The following is a 14,662-nucleotide window of genomic DNA, read 5'->3' as shown; positions in this document are numbered from 1 at the left end:
GCTGCAACGGTGTTTCTCGGTCGATTAACCGCGGATTACATCTCTGACAGGCGCGCCTGGGCCGCGGTCTCGAGCGGCGCCTCGGGGCGGATCCACGTTGCCGGAAGCAGGCTTCGTTCGACCTTCATGAGGTCGACTTCGGGGTCGATCAGGAACTGGGGTTCGCGTCCGTTGAGCGAGACAGGGGCGAGCGCACGGAGCTCGACATCGGGGATGCCCTCGGCGCGCAGTTGCTCACCGAGGTGATGCGCGAGCTGCAGGATCATCTCTGGCCGGCCTGTCATCTCGGACAGCTGCCACTTTTTGACCCGGCCGCGCAGGTCGATCTTCCACGACTCGCCGGTCGACGGGTCGGTCGCCTGGAAGCTGACGCTGCCGCCCTTGTCGCGCAGCTTCATGCGCCACGAGAACTTGTGGCCCTCCTCGGTCCACGCGACGTCGCCGGGGTAGAGCCAGTGACGCAGCGGGAACAGCAGCTGCCATGCAGTGTAGACGCCGAGGAACGCCAGCAGGCACTTCTGCGCGCGGCTCGGCCGGGTCGGCAGCGGCGGCGGCGGTGCGGTGGGCGTGACCTCGGCGGGCGGGAGGCGCAGCAGCCGGCCGAGGAAGTCGCGGAAGCGCCGCGGCCAGTCGGGCGGGAAGTACATCAACGTCGCCGCCGCCATCACCCACGGGAAGATGCCGATGGTGAAGATGTTGCCGTTGATGAAGTGGAAGCCGAGCGCCGCGACGAACGCGTACGGCCGGGTCCGCCGCCACAGCATGGCCGGGACGATCAGCAGGTCGAACAGCAGGCCGCCGTAGCTGAAGAAGTAGACGACCCACTCCTGCGTCATCAGCGGGCCGATGAGCGGCCGGTCGGCGCGCTCGGCCAGCCACATGCGCATCGGCTCGCCGCGCAGCCAGTCGTGGTTTACCTTGGCCAGGCCGCCGTAGACGTAGGGGATGCCGATCTGCAGCTGCACCAGCCGCAGCGCCCACGCCGGCACGGTGTCGCTACGCAGCTTCGGCCGCAGCCAGGCGTCGATCGAGAAGGCTCGATGCGCCGGCACGAAGATCATGATGAAGGCGATCAGGCACAGCAGATAAATATGGTTCAGGTAGCGCGCCTGCTCGAGCAGGAACATGTAGCTGAAGCCGAGGAAGAACACCGTGGCGGCGGCGCGGTAACACAGGCCGATCGTGACGCACAGCGCGGCCAGGCCGAGCACGCCGAAGTGGACGTACATGCCGTCGCCTGGCCACGGCTGGACCCAATCGAAGCCGTAGTACGAGAAGTGGAACGTCGGGTCGATGTAGTAGCGCTCGATCCGCGGGATGTAGCGCACCACCTCGGCCATCATCAGCACGCCGAAAGCGACGCGGAAACAGACCAGCGAGGCGATGTCGACCGGGCCGAACAGCCGCGCCCACAGCGGTGCGCGGGGCGGAGGAGGCTCGGGGTGTTGGCGGTCTTCCATGTCCGTTGCGATAGCGCCGATCGCCAGCGTTAGAATGTTCTTTGGGCCACACCTTCGGCGGGCGCCACGCTCGTCCACACGGACACAGTTCTACCAGCTCTTCGCGGCCGCGCGCGCCGACTTGCGCGGACGTCATGCTGTGCGCCGCGTGGCCACACCCGTTCTGCGAGGGTCTTCCCCCGTCCGCGAGCGAGCGCGCCGGTCTCCCCACGTTCCGGCACCCGTCGCCGTGCGGAGCCGAGTGACCCGCTGCACAGGCGGAGGCGAGGTTCTGAAATCACATGTTCTTCGGGACATGTCGCTCGGGGCGGGGATCGGTGTGGGCCGGCGCTTGCGACTCGGCGTGGTGCCGAGGTTCGCCTCGGGTGATCGCGGCCGCTTCGCCGCGCCCGCGGCGCCGGGGTTCTACGCGCTCGGGTGCGTCGCGCGAGCGAGAGAACTTCACGTAGTTCCGCCGGCTCGTCCCGGAGCCAGGTCGTTCGCGTGCCGATCGAGCACGAGGTCGCGACCGCGCGTGGTGACGGGAGCGCGCATCGCCGGCGCAGGCCGGTGGCTCCGCGAGATCGGCTAGAGTGCCCGCCATGCAGGATGCACGCGGAGGTCGGAGGAGTCGCGCGGGTGGGGCCGTGCTGGCGCTGTTCGCCGTCACCGGCTGTCTCGGCGGCGCCACCGAGCGCGAGCCCGAGTTGTACAGTTATTGGATGGGCGGGCCGCCGATCCTCGGCGACCTCAACGGTGACGGAGTCGAGGAGCTCGTCGGGTGGTTCATGGACGACGGCGTGGTCGCGCTCGACGGCACTAACTACGAGCCGCTGTGGCGCCGCCCGGATCTCGAGATCGAGCGCTCCAGCGACGGGCGGCTCGGGGTCGTCGCCGGCGGCGCGGTGGTGCTGGCGCAGCCGCGTGGGCTGGCGATCCTCGACCCGGCGACCGGGACCACGCGCACCACCCTCGCGCTGACCGACGAGGTCCAGCGGCTGTGCGCCGAGGGCAGCAAGGTCGGCGTCCATCAGATCGATCATGTGCGCTTCGTCCTCGACGCGGCGACCGGTCAGCGCGACGACGCCGCGAAGCCGCCGGCCTGCCTCGACCCTGCGACCCGCCCGATCCTGTGCGAGACTCCGACCCACGCGCGCTGCGAGGGCAATCTCTCCACCAGGAAAGCGCGGCTGACCGATCCGGTCACCGGCGACTCGGTCGGGGTCGAGGTCAAGGATCCCGGGACGCCGGAGGTGACGCTCGTCGGTTACGACGGCGCGGGCCAGCAGACCTGGCGTCTGCTCTACGATCCGAAGGGTCGCAGGGTCGAGGCCATCGAGCTCGTCGGCGGCACCTTCCTGATCCGGCAGAGCACCACCACCGCGCTCGACGCCCGCACCGGGGCCGTGGTGTGGACCTCGGCGTGCGGCGGCACCAGCGGCTACGCGATGGTCGGGACCGCGACCCGCGTCTATTACGAGTGCGACGGGCCCAAGACGTCGCACGCCCTGCGCATCGTCGACCGCGCGACCGGGACCGTGCTCAAGACCCTCGGCCGGCCGCGCGGTGGTTGATGGGACATGTTTTAAGGGACATGTCCCATCAGGCGAGCGCCTCGCGGCCGCAGGCGTCGACGATCTCGAGCGTCGCGTCGACGTCCGCGATCGTCGTGGCCGGGTTGATGAACAGCAGGCGGAAGCAGTTGGGCCCGCCGTCGACCGGCTGGAAGCCGAGCATCGCCTCGCCGCGGCGCAGCATGGCGGCCTTGATCCGCGGGGCCAGGGCGTGCAGCGTCGGATCGACCTCGGGGGTGCGGCCGGCGAAGGGCCGCAGGTCCGGGGGGATCCACCAGAAACACACGTTGACCCACGAGGGCGGCGCGGCCAGGCAGAAGCGCGGGTCGCCGGCGATCCGCGCGGCGCAGTGATCGGCGAGGCCGACGGCGTGGTCGATGCGGGAAGCGAAGCCGGCCTCGCCGCGAGTTTTCCAGACGAGCCAGGCCTTGAGCGCGTCGACCCGGCGGGCGCACTGGAAGGTGGCGTCGCCGCTGTCGAGCTCGGCATACGGCTTGTCGGGCTGGAACAGGTAGCTGGCGCCGGTGGCGAAGGCGGCTCGTAGCGCACCTGTCCCGCGGACCAGGAAGGCTGCGCACTGCTGGGTGACCCCGAGCATCTTGTGGAGATTCCACGCCAGGGAGTCGGCCCGGGCGACGCCGTCCATGAGGTGCGCTTGCGCGGCCGAGAACAGCGCCGAGGCGCCGAAGCTGCCGTCGACGTGCAGCCACATCCCGTGACGCTCGGCCAGCTCGGCCAGCTCGGCCAGCGGGTCGAAGCCGCCGAGCACCGTGGTGCCGGCGGTGGCGTTGACGAAGAAGGGCCGCTGGCCGCGGGCGAGCGCTTCGTCGATGGCGGCAGCGAGGGCGTCGGGGCGCATGCGGCCGCGCTCGTCGCAGGCGACTTTGATAATGGCGCGCCGGCCGAGGCCGAGCAGCACGACCGATTTTTCGAGCGAGTAGTGGGCGTGGGTCGAGGTGAAGGCGACCAGCGGCGCGCCGTCGTGGCCGCGCTCGCGCGCCTCGGGGTCGATCCGCAGGCGCGCCAGCTGCAGCGCGTAGAGGTTGGAGAACGAGCCGCCGGGCACGAACACGCCCTCGTGCGCGGGCCAGCCGGCCAGCGCGGCCAGGCGCGCCAGCACCTCGCGCTCGATCAAGGTGAACACCGGCGCGGCCTCGTAGGTGGCCATGGTGGTGTTGAGCGCGGCGCCGAGGAAGTCACCGACCACCGCGATCGGGTCGGCGCCGGCGAAGTTCTGGTTGAAGAACCGCGGGTGCAGGGTCCGCACCGAGCGGGCGATGATCGCCTCGATCGCCCGGGTCAGGGTCGCAGGGTCGAGCGGCTCGTCACCTGGCCCGAGAGACAGGGGAGCTCCGAGCGCGGCGAAGGCGTCGGCGTGCGCCTGGGGTCCGACGAGGTCGGTGATCCGGACGTCCCGCGCTTCCGCCTCCCGCAGGAGGTCGAGGATCGGTCGCACGAGCGCGTCGAGGTCCACGTCAGGCACTTTCGCGGGCTGGGCGCGGGGACGTCAAGGCGGGCCTTCATGAAGCTTTAACAGGTGCTCCGGCGCCGCAGACGACATGCTGCCGGCATGCACACCTTCGTGATGTCCCTCTTCCTGTCGCTCGCGCCGGCCTGCAGCCACGCGGCGACCTCTGCAACCGCCACCACCACGGCGCCGGCGGCGAGCGCGTCGCGCGAGGCCGCGGCGAAGCCGAAGATCACCGCCGAGGCCGCGCAGGCGACAGCGCTGAAGCAGGTGCCCGGGACGGTGCTGGCCTCGGAGCTCGAGCGCGAGCACGGGCGGTGGATCTACAGCATCGAGATCCTGCCGACCGACGGCGCCCAGCCGCGCAAGGAGGTCGAGGTCGACGGTGACACCGGGGCGATCCTCGCCGTCGAGGACGAGGACCGCGACGATTGAGCCCTCGCCATTCTGCGTCAGAGGGCCGCCCAGGGCCACGAATTCGGCCCTTGACGGCCTTGTCCATTTTGCTGAAACTCGTTTCAGCATGACAGACGCACTCCGGGACGCGGTCGAGCTCCACGGCGACTGGTTGCGCGTGCCGCTGGGCGGCGGGCACGCGGCGGATTTTCATTATCGGTGGCTGCGCCACAACTGCGATCGCGAGCGGCACCCGCACACCCGCGAGCGGACGCGCTGCTCGTCGGAGCTGCCCGACGACGTGCGGCCGCGGGTGGCCTCGCTGGCCGGCGACGCCCTGTTCGTGGTGTGGGAGCCCGACGGCCACGAGAGCCTGTACCCGCTGGCGTGGCTCGACACCCACGCCTACGCCCGCGACCGCGTCGACGTGCCGGCGCCCGCGGCCGACCTCGCGGCGATCGAGGTGTCCGCGGTCGACCTCCCGCTGGGGCGCCAGATCGCCGCGGCGCTGGCCCGCGTGCGCCAGCAGGGCGCGGCCGTCGTGCGACGTGACCCTTCGGACAGCCGGTCACCCGAGGCGCAGACCGAGGCGATCGTGACCGCCTTCGAGGCCGCGGGGCTGCGCGCGGTGGCGACTCACTTCGGGCGCATCGAGGACCTGCGCACCGACAACACCACCAACCAGAACACCGACCAGCTCGGCTACACCGACGCGCCGATCCACCTCCACACCGACCAGCCGTTCCTCGACCGCCCACCGCGCTACCAGGTGCTGCAGTGCATCCGCGCGGCCGACCAGGGCGGCGACAACCTGCTGGCCGACGCGCGCGCGGCGTTCCGCCACCTCGAGGCCCACGACGCCCGCGCCGCCGACCTGCTGGCCACCGTGCCGGTCCGCTTCGATCGCAAGCAGCAGAACTTTGCTCGCGTGGTCGAGTCGCCGATCGTCGCGCGCCGCGGCGACCGCGACTTCCTGGTCCGCAGCTCCTACTTCACGCTCGCGCCGCACCGCCTGCCGTTCGCGCAGATGGGCGAGTTCTACCGCGCGCACGACCGCTTCATCCGCCTGGTCCGCGACCCGCGGCACCACGTGCTGGTCGGGCTGCAGCCGGGCGACTGGCTGGTCTACGACAATCACCGCACGCTGCACGCGCGGACCGGCTTCACCGGCCCGCGCTGGCTGCGGGGCATCTACTTCGATCACGCCGACCCCGCCGGCGCGACCTAGGCATGCGTGTAGAGGTCGTTGACGAACGCGATGATCGCGGCCTCGCGGGCCTGCGGCGGCAGGGCGTCGAGCAGGCCGTTGATCGCCGCCATCTTGTCGGGCAGGCGGCCGCCCTGGACCCCGGCGAGCGCGAGCGCCTGCATGAATGTCTCTTCGGACATGTTCGAAAAGTCCAGCGCGGCGGCGGCCTGCAGCAGCATGGCGAGGCCCGGGTCGGGCGGGCTCGTCTGGACCTCGGCGACCGCCGCGCGCAGGTCGGCGAGGAAGCGGTCCTTGACCGCGAGGTGGGCGGCGCTGATCGTCAGGTGCAGGTTGGCCGGCGAGCCGAAGCCGGAGAACTGCGGCTGGATCAGCCAGCCGCGCAGCTTCATCGCGTCGGCCAGGGCGAACAGCGGGAAGTCGGGGCGCGCGCCGGTGAAGGCGACCAGGCTCATCTCCGGCTCGCCGAGCACGCGCAGGCCGTCGATCTCGCGCAGGGCGCCGACGATCGCGCGCGTGGCCTCGAGTGTCCTTCGGGCCAGGTCGAGGTAGCCCTGATCGCCGACGGCGCGCAGCAGGGTCCACGCGGCTGCCAGCGGCCCGCCCGACTTGGTGCTCTGCACGGTCGGGTTGATCACCGTGTAGCCGGTCCAGCCGGCGCACGCGTACATCTGGTGCCGGCGCAGCGCCTTGTCGCGGTACACGATCACCGACGCGCCCTTGGGTGCGTAGGCGTATTTATGAAAGTCCATCGACACCGAGGTGACCCCGGGGACCGAGAGGTCGAACTCCGGCACCCGGGCGCCGAGGCGGCGGAAGTACGGCAGGAGGAACCCGCCGATGCAGCCGTCGACGTGGAACAGCAGCTCGTGCTGCAGCGCCAGCTGGCCGATCTCGGCGATCGGGTCGACCACGCCGTGGGCGTAGCTCGAGGCCGAGGCGGTGAGGAGGATCGTGTTCGGGGTGATGGCGGCCGCGATCGCGGCCACGTCGGCGCGGAAGCTGACGGGGTCGATCGCGGTGGGCACCAGAGTGACGTCGAGGTAGTGCGCCGCCTTGTGCAGCGCCGCGTGGGCGGTCGCCGGCACGATGATCTCCGGCGCAGTGATGTTCGGCCGGTGCACGCGGGCCCACTCGCGCGCGGTCTTGACCGCGAGCATCAGGCTCTCGGTGCCGCCGCTGGTGAACGAGCCGGCCGCCTCCGGCCCGCCGCCGAGGTGCTGCGCTGCGAAGCCGACGACCTCGTTCTCGAGCCGCAGCAGGCTGGGGAAGGCCGTCGGGTCGAGGCCGTTGCTGCCGAGGTACATGCGGTACGCCTCGGCCGCGAGCTCGCTCGCGGCGCGCTCGCCCGAGTCGTAGACGTAGGCGAAGGCGGCTCCGCCTTCGGTGGGCAAATCACCCGCACGCAATTCGGCGAGGGCGGTGAAGATCTGGTCGCGGGTCCATCCGGTCTCGGGCAGCTTCATGGTCAGGTCGCTCGGTTCCTGGCAGATTCGACGTGGTGAAACAGCAAGGGGAGACTGAGCAGGGCGCACGCGGCCGGGACCACCGCGGTGGCCACGATCACGCCGACGAGCGCCGCTTCGGGCTGGCTCACGAGCTCGCCGGCGCGTCGCTCGACGAACCCGGTCGAGGCGAGCACCTGGCTCACGAGCCATGCTCCGAGGGTCAGGCCGCCCTTCTCGCCGACGAACCACAGGCCGGTGAAGATGCCCTCGCGGCGCTGGCCGGTGACGGCCGCGTCGTCGTCGATGAGGTCGGGCAGCATGGCGAACGGGAACACCTGCAGGCCGGCGAAGCCGACCCCGAGCAGCCCGACCTGCGCGGCCACCAGCGCCAGCCGGCCCTCGGCCGCGCTGAGCAGGCTGAGCGCGAACGCGGCGAACACGAGGACCGCGGCGATGTAGCCGACGCGCTTGCCGAACCGCCGCGACACCGCCATCCACAGCGGCATGGCGACGATCGCCGGGCCGACCAGCGACACGAACAGCACCGTGACCGCCTCTTCGCCGCCGCGCAACGTGTAGTGGCAGAAGTACGGCACCGCGGCCAGGATGGCGCCGATGCCGATGCTCTGCACCGCGAAGCCGACCAGCAGCCGACGGTACGGCCGGTGCGACAGGGCCACGCGGATCTGCTCGCGCAGCCCGGTGGTCTCGGCGGGCGCGGGCAGCTGCGGCGCGTCGCGGGTGCCGAAGAACGCGACCAGCATGGCGACCGCGGCGATGATCGCCAGAGTCACCGCCATGACCTGGTAGCCGGCCGGGCCGCCGCTGTTGGCCTTGATCAGCATCGGCGCCAGCGCGCCGCCGGCGAGGATGCCGATCGGCAGGAAGGCCATGCGATGGGCGACGACCCGCGTGCGTTCGTGGTAATCGGCCGTCATCTCGGCCGGCATCGAGGCGTAGGGGATCTGAAACAGAGTGAAGGCGCCGGTGGCCCAGATGAAGGCCAGCAGCACCCACGCGAAGCTGAGCGACGGATCGCCGACCGGGGCCGAGAACAGGGCGATGAAACCCGGCGGCAAGAGCAGCGCGCCGGCCAGCAGGAACGGCCGGCGCCGGCCCCAGCGCGAGCGCGTGCGGTCGGACCAGGCGCCGACCAGCGGGTCGGTGGCGATGTCCCAGATCCGCGGCAGCAAGATCGCCAGGCCGGCGAGGCTCGCGGCCACGCCGAGCGTGTCGGTGAGGTAAAACAGCAGCAGCAGGCCGGGCACGGTGCTGAACAGCCCCGAGCCGATCGAGCCCGCGGCGTAGGCCAGGAGCAGGGGGCGCTTCAAGGGCGAGCTCGACACGCGCCGACCTTACCACAGCGAGCCCGCGCGTCACCTGTCTTTGGGGACATATATGCAATGTGTCTGCGCCGGCTGCCCGCGCTGCTGGCCGTGCTCGTCGCGTGCGCGACCCTGACGCACGCGCCCGTGGCCGCGGCCCGCAAGGAGAAGATCAAAAAACCGAAGAAGCCGAAGGGCCCGCCGAAGCCGGAGCGCATCGAGATCGGCGCGCTGCCGGCCCTCAGCTACGACAGCGACCTCGGGCTCGGCTTCGGCCTCATCGCCAGCGTGGCCCGCTTCTCGCCCGGCTATCGCCCGTACCGCTGGCGCCTCGAATTGCTGCTGTCGGCCAACGCCAAGCGCGCCCCGGGCAGGGGCATCGAGGTGCCGTTCCACGACGACTACCTCAACATGGACTTCCCCGGGCTCGCCGGCGACCGCCTGCGGATCACCGCGCGCGTCGGCTTCCGCAAGTTCGCCAACACCGGCTATTACGGGTTCGGCAACGACTCGGCGGCGACCGAGCCGTGGGAGGGCATCGACCCCGACCAGGACCTGATGGCGTATCAGGCGGCGCGCCGCTACCACCGCTTCGATCACATCTATCCGCTGCTGCTGTTCAACGCCCGCATCAAGGTGTGGGACCGCTCGACGGCGCTGCAGCGCCGCCGCATCGAGGCGCTGGTCGGGCTCAACACGACCTACAACATCGTCCGGCCGTACCCGGGCAGCCTGCTCGAGCAGGACATCGCCCTCAAGGCCACGGAAACGCCCGACGGCAAGGCGCTGGGCAACCTGCTCCAGGGGACAGATCCACACGCGCTCGTGGTCCTCAGCGCCGGCGCGCTGTTCGACACCCGCGACCACGAGTACACGCCGACCCGCGGCACCTTCACCGAGCTGACGGTCCGCGCCTCGCCCGGGGTCCAGCAGGGCCTGCGCTACGCCGCGTTCACGATCAACAGCGCGTGGTACAAGTCGTTCATCGGCGAGTACCTGTCGTTCGCGATCCGCGGGGTCGCCGACGTGATCGCCGGCGACGCGCCGTTCTACGAGCTGACGCGCTTCGGCGCGCTGATGCCCCGCGACGGCCCGGGCGGCGGCTGGTCGCTGCGCGGGGTGCCGCGCCAGCGCTACGCCGGCAAGATCAAGCTGATCCAGAACCTCGAGATCCGCAGCATGTTCTGGAAGTTCACGATCAAGAACAACCACTTCGCCGTCGGCGCGGTCGCGTTCCTCGATGCTGCGCGGATCTGGGCCGACTTCGGGCGGACCGAGCTCGGCGGCGTGGGCATCGACGGCGGCACCTTCAAGCTCGGCACTGGCGGCGGCCTGCGCGTGCGCTGGGGCGAGACCTTCCTGGTCCGCTTCGACGGCGCCTACTCGCCGACCGACAAGACGCAGGGCTTCTACGTCGACGTCGGCCACGTGTTCTGAAGGACAGGTTCTCAGGGCTTCAGGGCGGGGTCGGCGACCATGGCGATCTTGGCGACGCCCGCGGTCTTGGCCCGGTCCATGACCTCGATGACGCGGGCGTACTCGACGCTCGCGTCGGCCTTGACGTGGAGCGAGAGGCCGGGCTGGGCGCCGAGGTGCTCGCGCAGCAGGGCCTCGAAGCGGTCGAGGTCGACGGCCTCGTCGCCGACGCGCAGGCCGTCGGCCCTGACCTCGACGACGACGCTGGTCGGCGGCGCGTTGGTGCTGGCCGGCGGCAGCGACGGGAGCTTGGCGATCTGCTCGAGGCGGCGCCGCTCCTCGTCGAAGGACTTCATGCGCGCCGTCAGGGCCGCGGTCTCCGCCTCGAGGCGATGCACCCGGTCCTCGAGCGCCTGGACGCGGGTCTTCTGCGCCTCGACGGCCTTGGAGTCGCAGGCGAGGAGCGGGAGGCCGAGGCCGAGGAGCAAGGCGCGCGGGCGAGGCATCGCCGCCAACATCGCACGTTTGGGTCCCCGGCGGTATCGGCCTTACATGTCCCCGGGGACAGCAACGGCGCGGCGAGCGGCCGCGCCCGCGCTCAGCGGATGCGCGCGACGATCCACGCGACGATCTCGGCCAGCACGCCCTCCTTGCCGTAGTCGGCGAGCAGGTCGTGGTAGTGGCCCTCGTACAGCTTGAGCGTCTTGTCCGTCGAGCCGGCGGTGTCGTAGAAGCGCTGGCTGCCGCGCGGCAGGGTCACGCGGTCCTCGGTGCCGTGGAGGATGAACACCGGCAAGGTGATCAGCGGGAACTCGCGCTTGAGCCGCTCGTCGGCGCGGACCATCTCTGCGACGGTGTACGCCGGGTAGCCCATGCGCTCGATCAGCGGGTCGTTCTTCATCGCCTCGACCACCGCGGGGTCGCGCGAGAAGCCCTCGTCCTCGAGCTTGAGCACGTGGGCGTGCGGGGTGATGTGGCTCAGGCCCTTGAGCACCGCGAGCACGAAGTCGGGGGCGGGCACCTCGTGGGCGAAGCTCTCGCAGATGAAGCCCGCGAGCTCGCTCTGGTGCTCGAGCGTGTAGACGCTGGAGATCACGCCGCCGGCGCTGTGGCCGAGCAGGAACACCTGGAGGCCGGGGTTGCGCGCCTTGGCGAGCTTGACGAGGGTGTGGACGTCGCCGACGTAGTCGCCGAACTTGCCGACCTCGAGCCGGTCGCCCTCCGACACCCCGTGGCCGCGCAGGTCGAGCGCGTAGACGGCGAACCCCTGCTCGGCGAGCTGGCCGCCGGCCCACTCGTAAAGGCCGCCGTGGGCCTTGAATCCGTGGACGATCACCACGACCGCGCGCGGGTTCGCGGGCTGCCACGAGCGCAGGTGCAGCTGGGTGCCGTCGTTGGCTGCGAACTTCTCTTGCTTCATCTCGACGTTCCTTGTGATTGAGGGCGACTCACGCATCGCCGAGCGTCAGCGTGGCAGGACCTGCTGCGCAGGCATGGGAGTCGTACCCGTATCGCCGCGTTCTCGGGCCGGGAAAACCCGACCAAGGTCGGGTGCCGCGAATCGACCGCGCGCCGGCGCAGAACCTCCGGAAAGCTGCTTCCGGGGAGCGATACGGGGTAAGCTCCGAGGGGTTCCATGAGTCTCACTTTGCGCGGGCCTGCGGGTGACATTCGTGTCGATGACGGCGACGGCGGCGAGCCGCGGCTGGCGCGGACGCACAGCGACGCGTGGGGCATCGCCACGCTCGAGCACGAGTGGTCGCTGCGCGACGACCTCGACGCGTCGCTCGCGTTGCGCCCGCTGACGCTGGTGCGCGAGGGCGAGGCGGTCACTCTGACGGTCGCCGACCCGGGCGGGCGCTCGCTCGCCGACCTGCTCGGCGCGCCGTGGGAGGTCGCGGCGAGCCTGCGCGTGGCGATCGGCCTCGCCACCGCGCTGGTGCGGCTGCACGCGCGAGGCCTCGCGCACAACGACGTCCGCGCGGGCAACGTGTGGACGAACGCGGCCACCGGCGAGTGCTGGCTGACCGGCTTCGGCGCGGCGGCGCGGCTCGGCGCGGTCGTGTCCGATCGATCGATCGACGTGCGTTGTGACCTTCGCGGCTGCGGCTCGCTGCTGCACGAGCTGCTCGTCGGATCGCCTTCGCAAACTGCGGAGCGCGACCACGAGCGAACGACGGCGCTCGAGCGGATCGTCGCCCGCCTGAGCGAGCGCGACGGGGCCGGTTACGCGACCGCCGGGCAACTGCTGGCGGACCTGCGGCGCTGCGCGGCGGCGAGGCAGCGCCACGGTCGCATCGAGCCGTCGCGGCTCGACGTCGACGACGCGCCCGACGCGTTCGCCCGCCCCGGCGCCGACGAGCTGCTGGCGATCATCGACGCGGTCCCGGGCCTCGTGTGGCGGGCGCGCGCCGAGGGTGCGATCGACTTCTCGAGTCGAGGCTGGCGCGGTTACGCCGGCAAGGGCGACGCGGAGCTGCACGGGTGGGCGTGGGCGATGAGCGACCTGATCCACCCGCTCGACCGCGCGGCCTTGGTGGAAGCGTGGGCGCGGCTGCTCGCGTCCGGCGAAGAGGGGCGTTTGGAGGCCCGCCTGCGCCGCTTCGACGGCCACTACCGGTGGTTCCAGATCCACGCGGTGCCGCTGCTCGACGCCCGCGGCGAGGTCGCGACGTGGTGGGGCCTGGGCAGCGACATCGAGGAAGAGAAGCAGGCGCGCGCGGGCGCGGCCGGCGAGCAGCGCTTGCTGGCGATGATCGTGCGCGGCGAGCCGACGTCGGCGATCCTCGAGGGCGTGGTGCGGCTGGTCGAGTCGAGCGCCTCGGGCCTGCGCGCGTCGATCCTCCTGCTCGACCCCGAGACCGCGACGATGCGCCACGCGGCCGCGGTGAGCCTGCCGCGAAGCTACGTCGAGCGGATCGACGGCACGCCGATCGGGCCCGCGGCGTTCGCCTGCGGCACCGCGGCGTGGCGCCGCGAGCCGGTGTTCGTCACCGACATCGCCACCGACCCGCTCGGCGCGCTGTTCCGCGAGCACGCCCTCGCTCACGGTTTGCGCGCGTGCTGGTCGATCCCGCTGCTGGCGACCGACGGCAGGGTACTGGGCGCGTTCGGCATCTACGCCGGCGAGCCCCGCGGACCCGGCCCGTTCGAACTCGAGCTGCTCGAGCGGTGCGCCCGCGTCACCAGCATCGCCATCGAGCGCAGCCAGTCGGACGAGGCGCTGAAGCGCAGCGAGGCCTACCGCATCGAGGCCGAGCGGCTCAGCCGCACCGGCAGCTTCGGCTTCGACCTGCGCAGCCGCGAGTTCAACTTCTCCGAGGGCATCAGCGAGCTCGTCGGCCTGCCGCGCTCGCCCCGGCCGACCTTCGCCCAGGTGGCCGCGCGGGTCCACCCCGACGATCGCGAGCGCATCGCCGACCTCGTGCGGCGGACGCTGCGCTCGGGCGGCGACTTCGACTACGAGCACCGGCTGGTGATGGACGACGGCGCGGTCAAGTTGATGCGCGTGGTCGGTCGCTCGCGCATCAACGCCGACGGCAACTTCGAGCTCGTCGGCGCCGCGACCGACATCACCGCGAGCCGGCGCGCGGGCGACGAGCTGCAGCAGGCGCAGGCGGCCCTGGCCCACGTCGCGCGGGTCACCACTCTGGGGGAGCTGGCGGCCTCGATCGCCCACGAGGTCAATCAGCCGCTGGCGGCCATCACTGCCGACGCCGGCGCGGCGCTCAACTGGCTGGCCGCCGCGAAGCCTTCGCCCGAGCGGGCGCGCGAGTCGTTGACCGCGATCATCGACCACGGCGAGCGCGCGAGCCAGGTGCTGCAGCGGATCCGCTCGCTCCTGTCGCGCTCGACCCCGAGCCACCACGCGTGCAACCTCAACGACGTGGTCCGCGACGTCGTCCCGCTGGTGGCGCCGCAGCTGACGCTCCACGGCGTCGTGATCCAGCAGGCGCTGCTGCGCGACCTGCCGCCGGTGATGGGCGATCCGGTGCAGCTGCAACAGGTGGTGTTGAACCTGCTGGTCAACGCCGGCGACGCGAGCAAGGACGTGCCGCGAGAGCGCCGCCGCGTGGTGATCCACTCGTTCGTCGAGCGGCGCGAGAGCGGCTCGTTCGTGCACGTCGCGGTCGAGGACGCGGGCGTCGGGCTCGGCGGCGGGGCCGACCGCGCGCGCCTGTTCGACGCCTTCTACACCACCAAGGAGAACGGCCTCGGCATGGGCCTGTCGATCAGCCGCTCGATCATCGAGCGCCACGGCGGCAAGTTGTGGGGAAGTGCCAACGAGACCCACGGCGCCACGTTCCAGTTCGCCATCGAGGCCGCCCAGGTCTGAGCGATCGGTCGCGCCACGAGCCCGCGAATGCGGCGGGCGCAGGCACCCGACCT

At 71.4% G+C, this 14,662-nt stretch carries 11 protein-coding genes; 5 read left to right on the top strand and 6 right to left on the bottom strand.

Going from position 1 to position 14,662, the window contains the following annotated elements; translation table 11 throughout:
* Positions 1-35: 35 nt before the first annotated feature.
* Entirely contained in the window at positions 36-1,460 is a 1,425-nt protein-coding gene (locus tag OV090_RS20820) for an HTTM domain-containing protein (protein ID WP_267705672.1), read from the bottom strand.
* A 581-nt stretch (positions 1,461-2,041) separates the two neighbouring features.
* On the opposite strand from OV090_RS20820, the gene OV090_RS20815 reads away from it, so the two are divergent.
* Positions 2,042-3,013 carry a PQQ-binding-like beta-propeller repeat protein gene (locus OV090_RS20815; RefSeq protein ID WP_267705670.1) on the top strand — a complete coding sequence of 324 codons (972 nt, stop codon included), beginning with the start codon at positions 2,042-2,044 and terminating at the stop codon, positions 3,011-3,013.
* A 28-nt stretch (positions 3,014-3,041) separates the two neighbouring features.
* Here the strand turns inward: OV090_RS20815 and OV090_RS20810 are convergent, their stop codons facing one another.
* Positions 3,042-4,487, bottom strand: a complete 1,446-nt coding sequence (locus OV090_RS20810) for a pyridoxal-dependent decarboxylase (RefSeq protein WP_267705667.1) — start codon at positions 4,485-4,487, stop codon at positions 3,042-3,044.
* A 96-nt stretch (positions 4,488-4,583) separates the two neighbouring features.
* Here OV090_RS20810 and OV090_RS20805 point away from each other — a divergent pair, with 96 nt between their 5' ends.
* Positions 4,584-4,916: a PepSY domain-containing protein gene (locus OV090_RS20805; protein ID WP_267705665.1), complete on the top strand. Its 333-nt coding sequence runs from the start codon at positions 4,584-4,586 to the stop codon at positions 4,914-4,916.
* Between the two features lie 88 nt (positions 4,917-5,004).
* On the top strand, positions 5,005-6,105 hold the full coding sequence (locus OV090_RS20800) for a TauD/TfdA family dioxygenase (RefSeq protein WP_267705663.1): 1,101 nt from the start codon (positions 5,005-5,007) through the stop codon (positions 6,103-6,105).
* On the opposite strand, the gene OV090_RS20795 is transcribed toward OV090_RS20800, so the two are convergent.
* On the bottom strand, positions 6,102-7,550 hold the full coding sequence (locus tag OV090_RS20795) for an aspartate aminotransferase family protein (RefSeq protein WP_267705661.1): 1,449 nt from the start codon (positions 7,548-7,550) through the stop codon (positions 6,102-6,104). The two genes, OV090_RS20800 and OV090_RS20795, sit on opposite strands and share 4 nt — an antisense overlap.
* A 2-nt stretch (positions 7,551-7,552) precedes the next feature.
* Positions 7,553-8,878, bottom strand: coding sequence for an MFS transporter (locus OV090_RS20790; protein ID WP_267705660.1), 1,326 nt, complete (start codon positions 8,876-8,878; stop codon positions 7,553-7,555).
* 57 nt (positions 8,879-8,935) lie between these two features.
* Between OV090_RS20790 and OV090_RS20785 the strand changes: the two genes are divergently transcribed.
* Positions 8,936-10,294 carry a BamA/TamA family outer membrane protein gene (locus tag OV090_RS20785; RefSeq protein ID WP_267705658.1) on the top strand — a complete coding sequence of 453 codons (1,359 nt, stop codon included), beginning with the start codon at positions 8,936-8,938 and terminating at the stop codon, positions 10,292-10,294.
* Positions 10,295-10,305: 11 nt separating this feature from the next.
* On the opposite strand, the gene OV090_RS20780 is transcribed toward OV090_RS20785, so the two are convergent.
* A complete protein-coding gene (locus OV090_RS20780) occupies positions 10,306-10,779 on the bottom strand; it encodes a biopolymer transporter ExbD (RefSeq protein ID WP_267705657.1) in 474 nt (157 codons plus the stop codon).
* A gap of 92 nt (positions 10,780-10,871) precedes the next feature.
* Positions 10,872-11,693, bottom strand: a complete 822-nt coding sequence (locus tag OV090_RS20775) for an alpha/beta hydrolase (RefSeq protein WP_267705656.1) — start codon at positions 11,691-11,693, stop codon at positions 10,872-10,874.
* Between the two features lie 216 nt (positions 11,694-11,909).
* Between OV090_RS20775 and OV090_RS20770 the strand changes: the two genes are divergently transcribed.
* Positions 11,910-14,609, top strand: a complete 2,700-nt coding sequence (locus OV090_RS20770) for a PAS domain-containing protein (RefSeq protein WP_267705655.1) — start codon at positions 11,910-11,912, stop codon at positions 14,607-14,609.
* Positions 14,610-14,662: the final 53 nt, after the last annotated feature.

Origin of the sequence: Nannocystis sp. RBIL2 (genome assembly GCF_026626745.1) — a bacterium.
Lineage (GTDB): Bacteria > Myxococcota_A > Polyangia > Nannocystales > Nannocystaceae > Nannocystis.
This window is presented reverse-complemented; position numbering and strand designations above follow the sequence as displayed.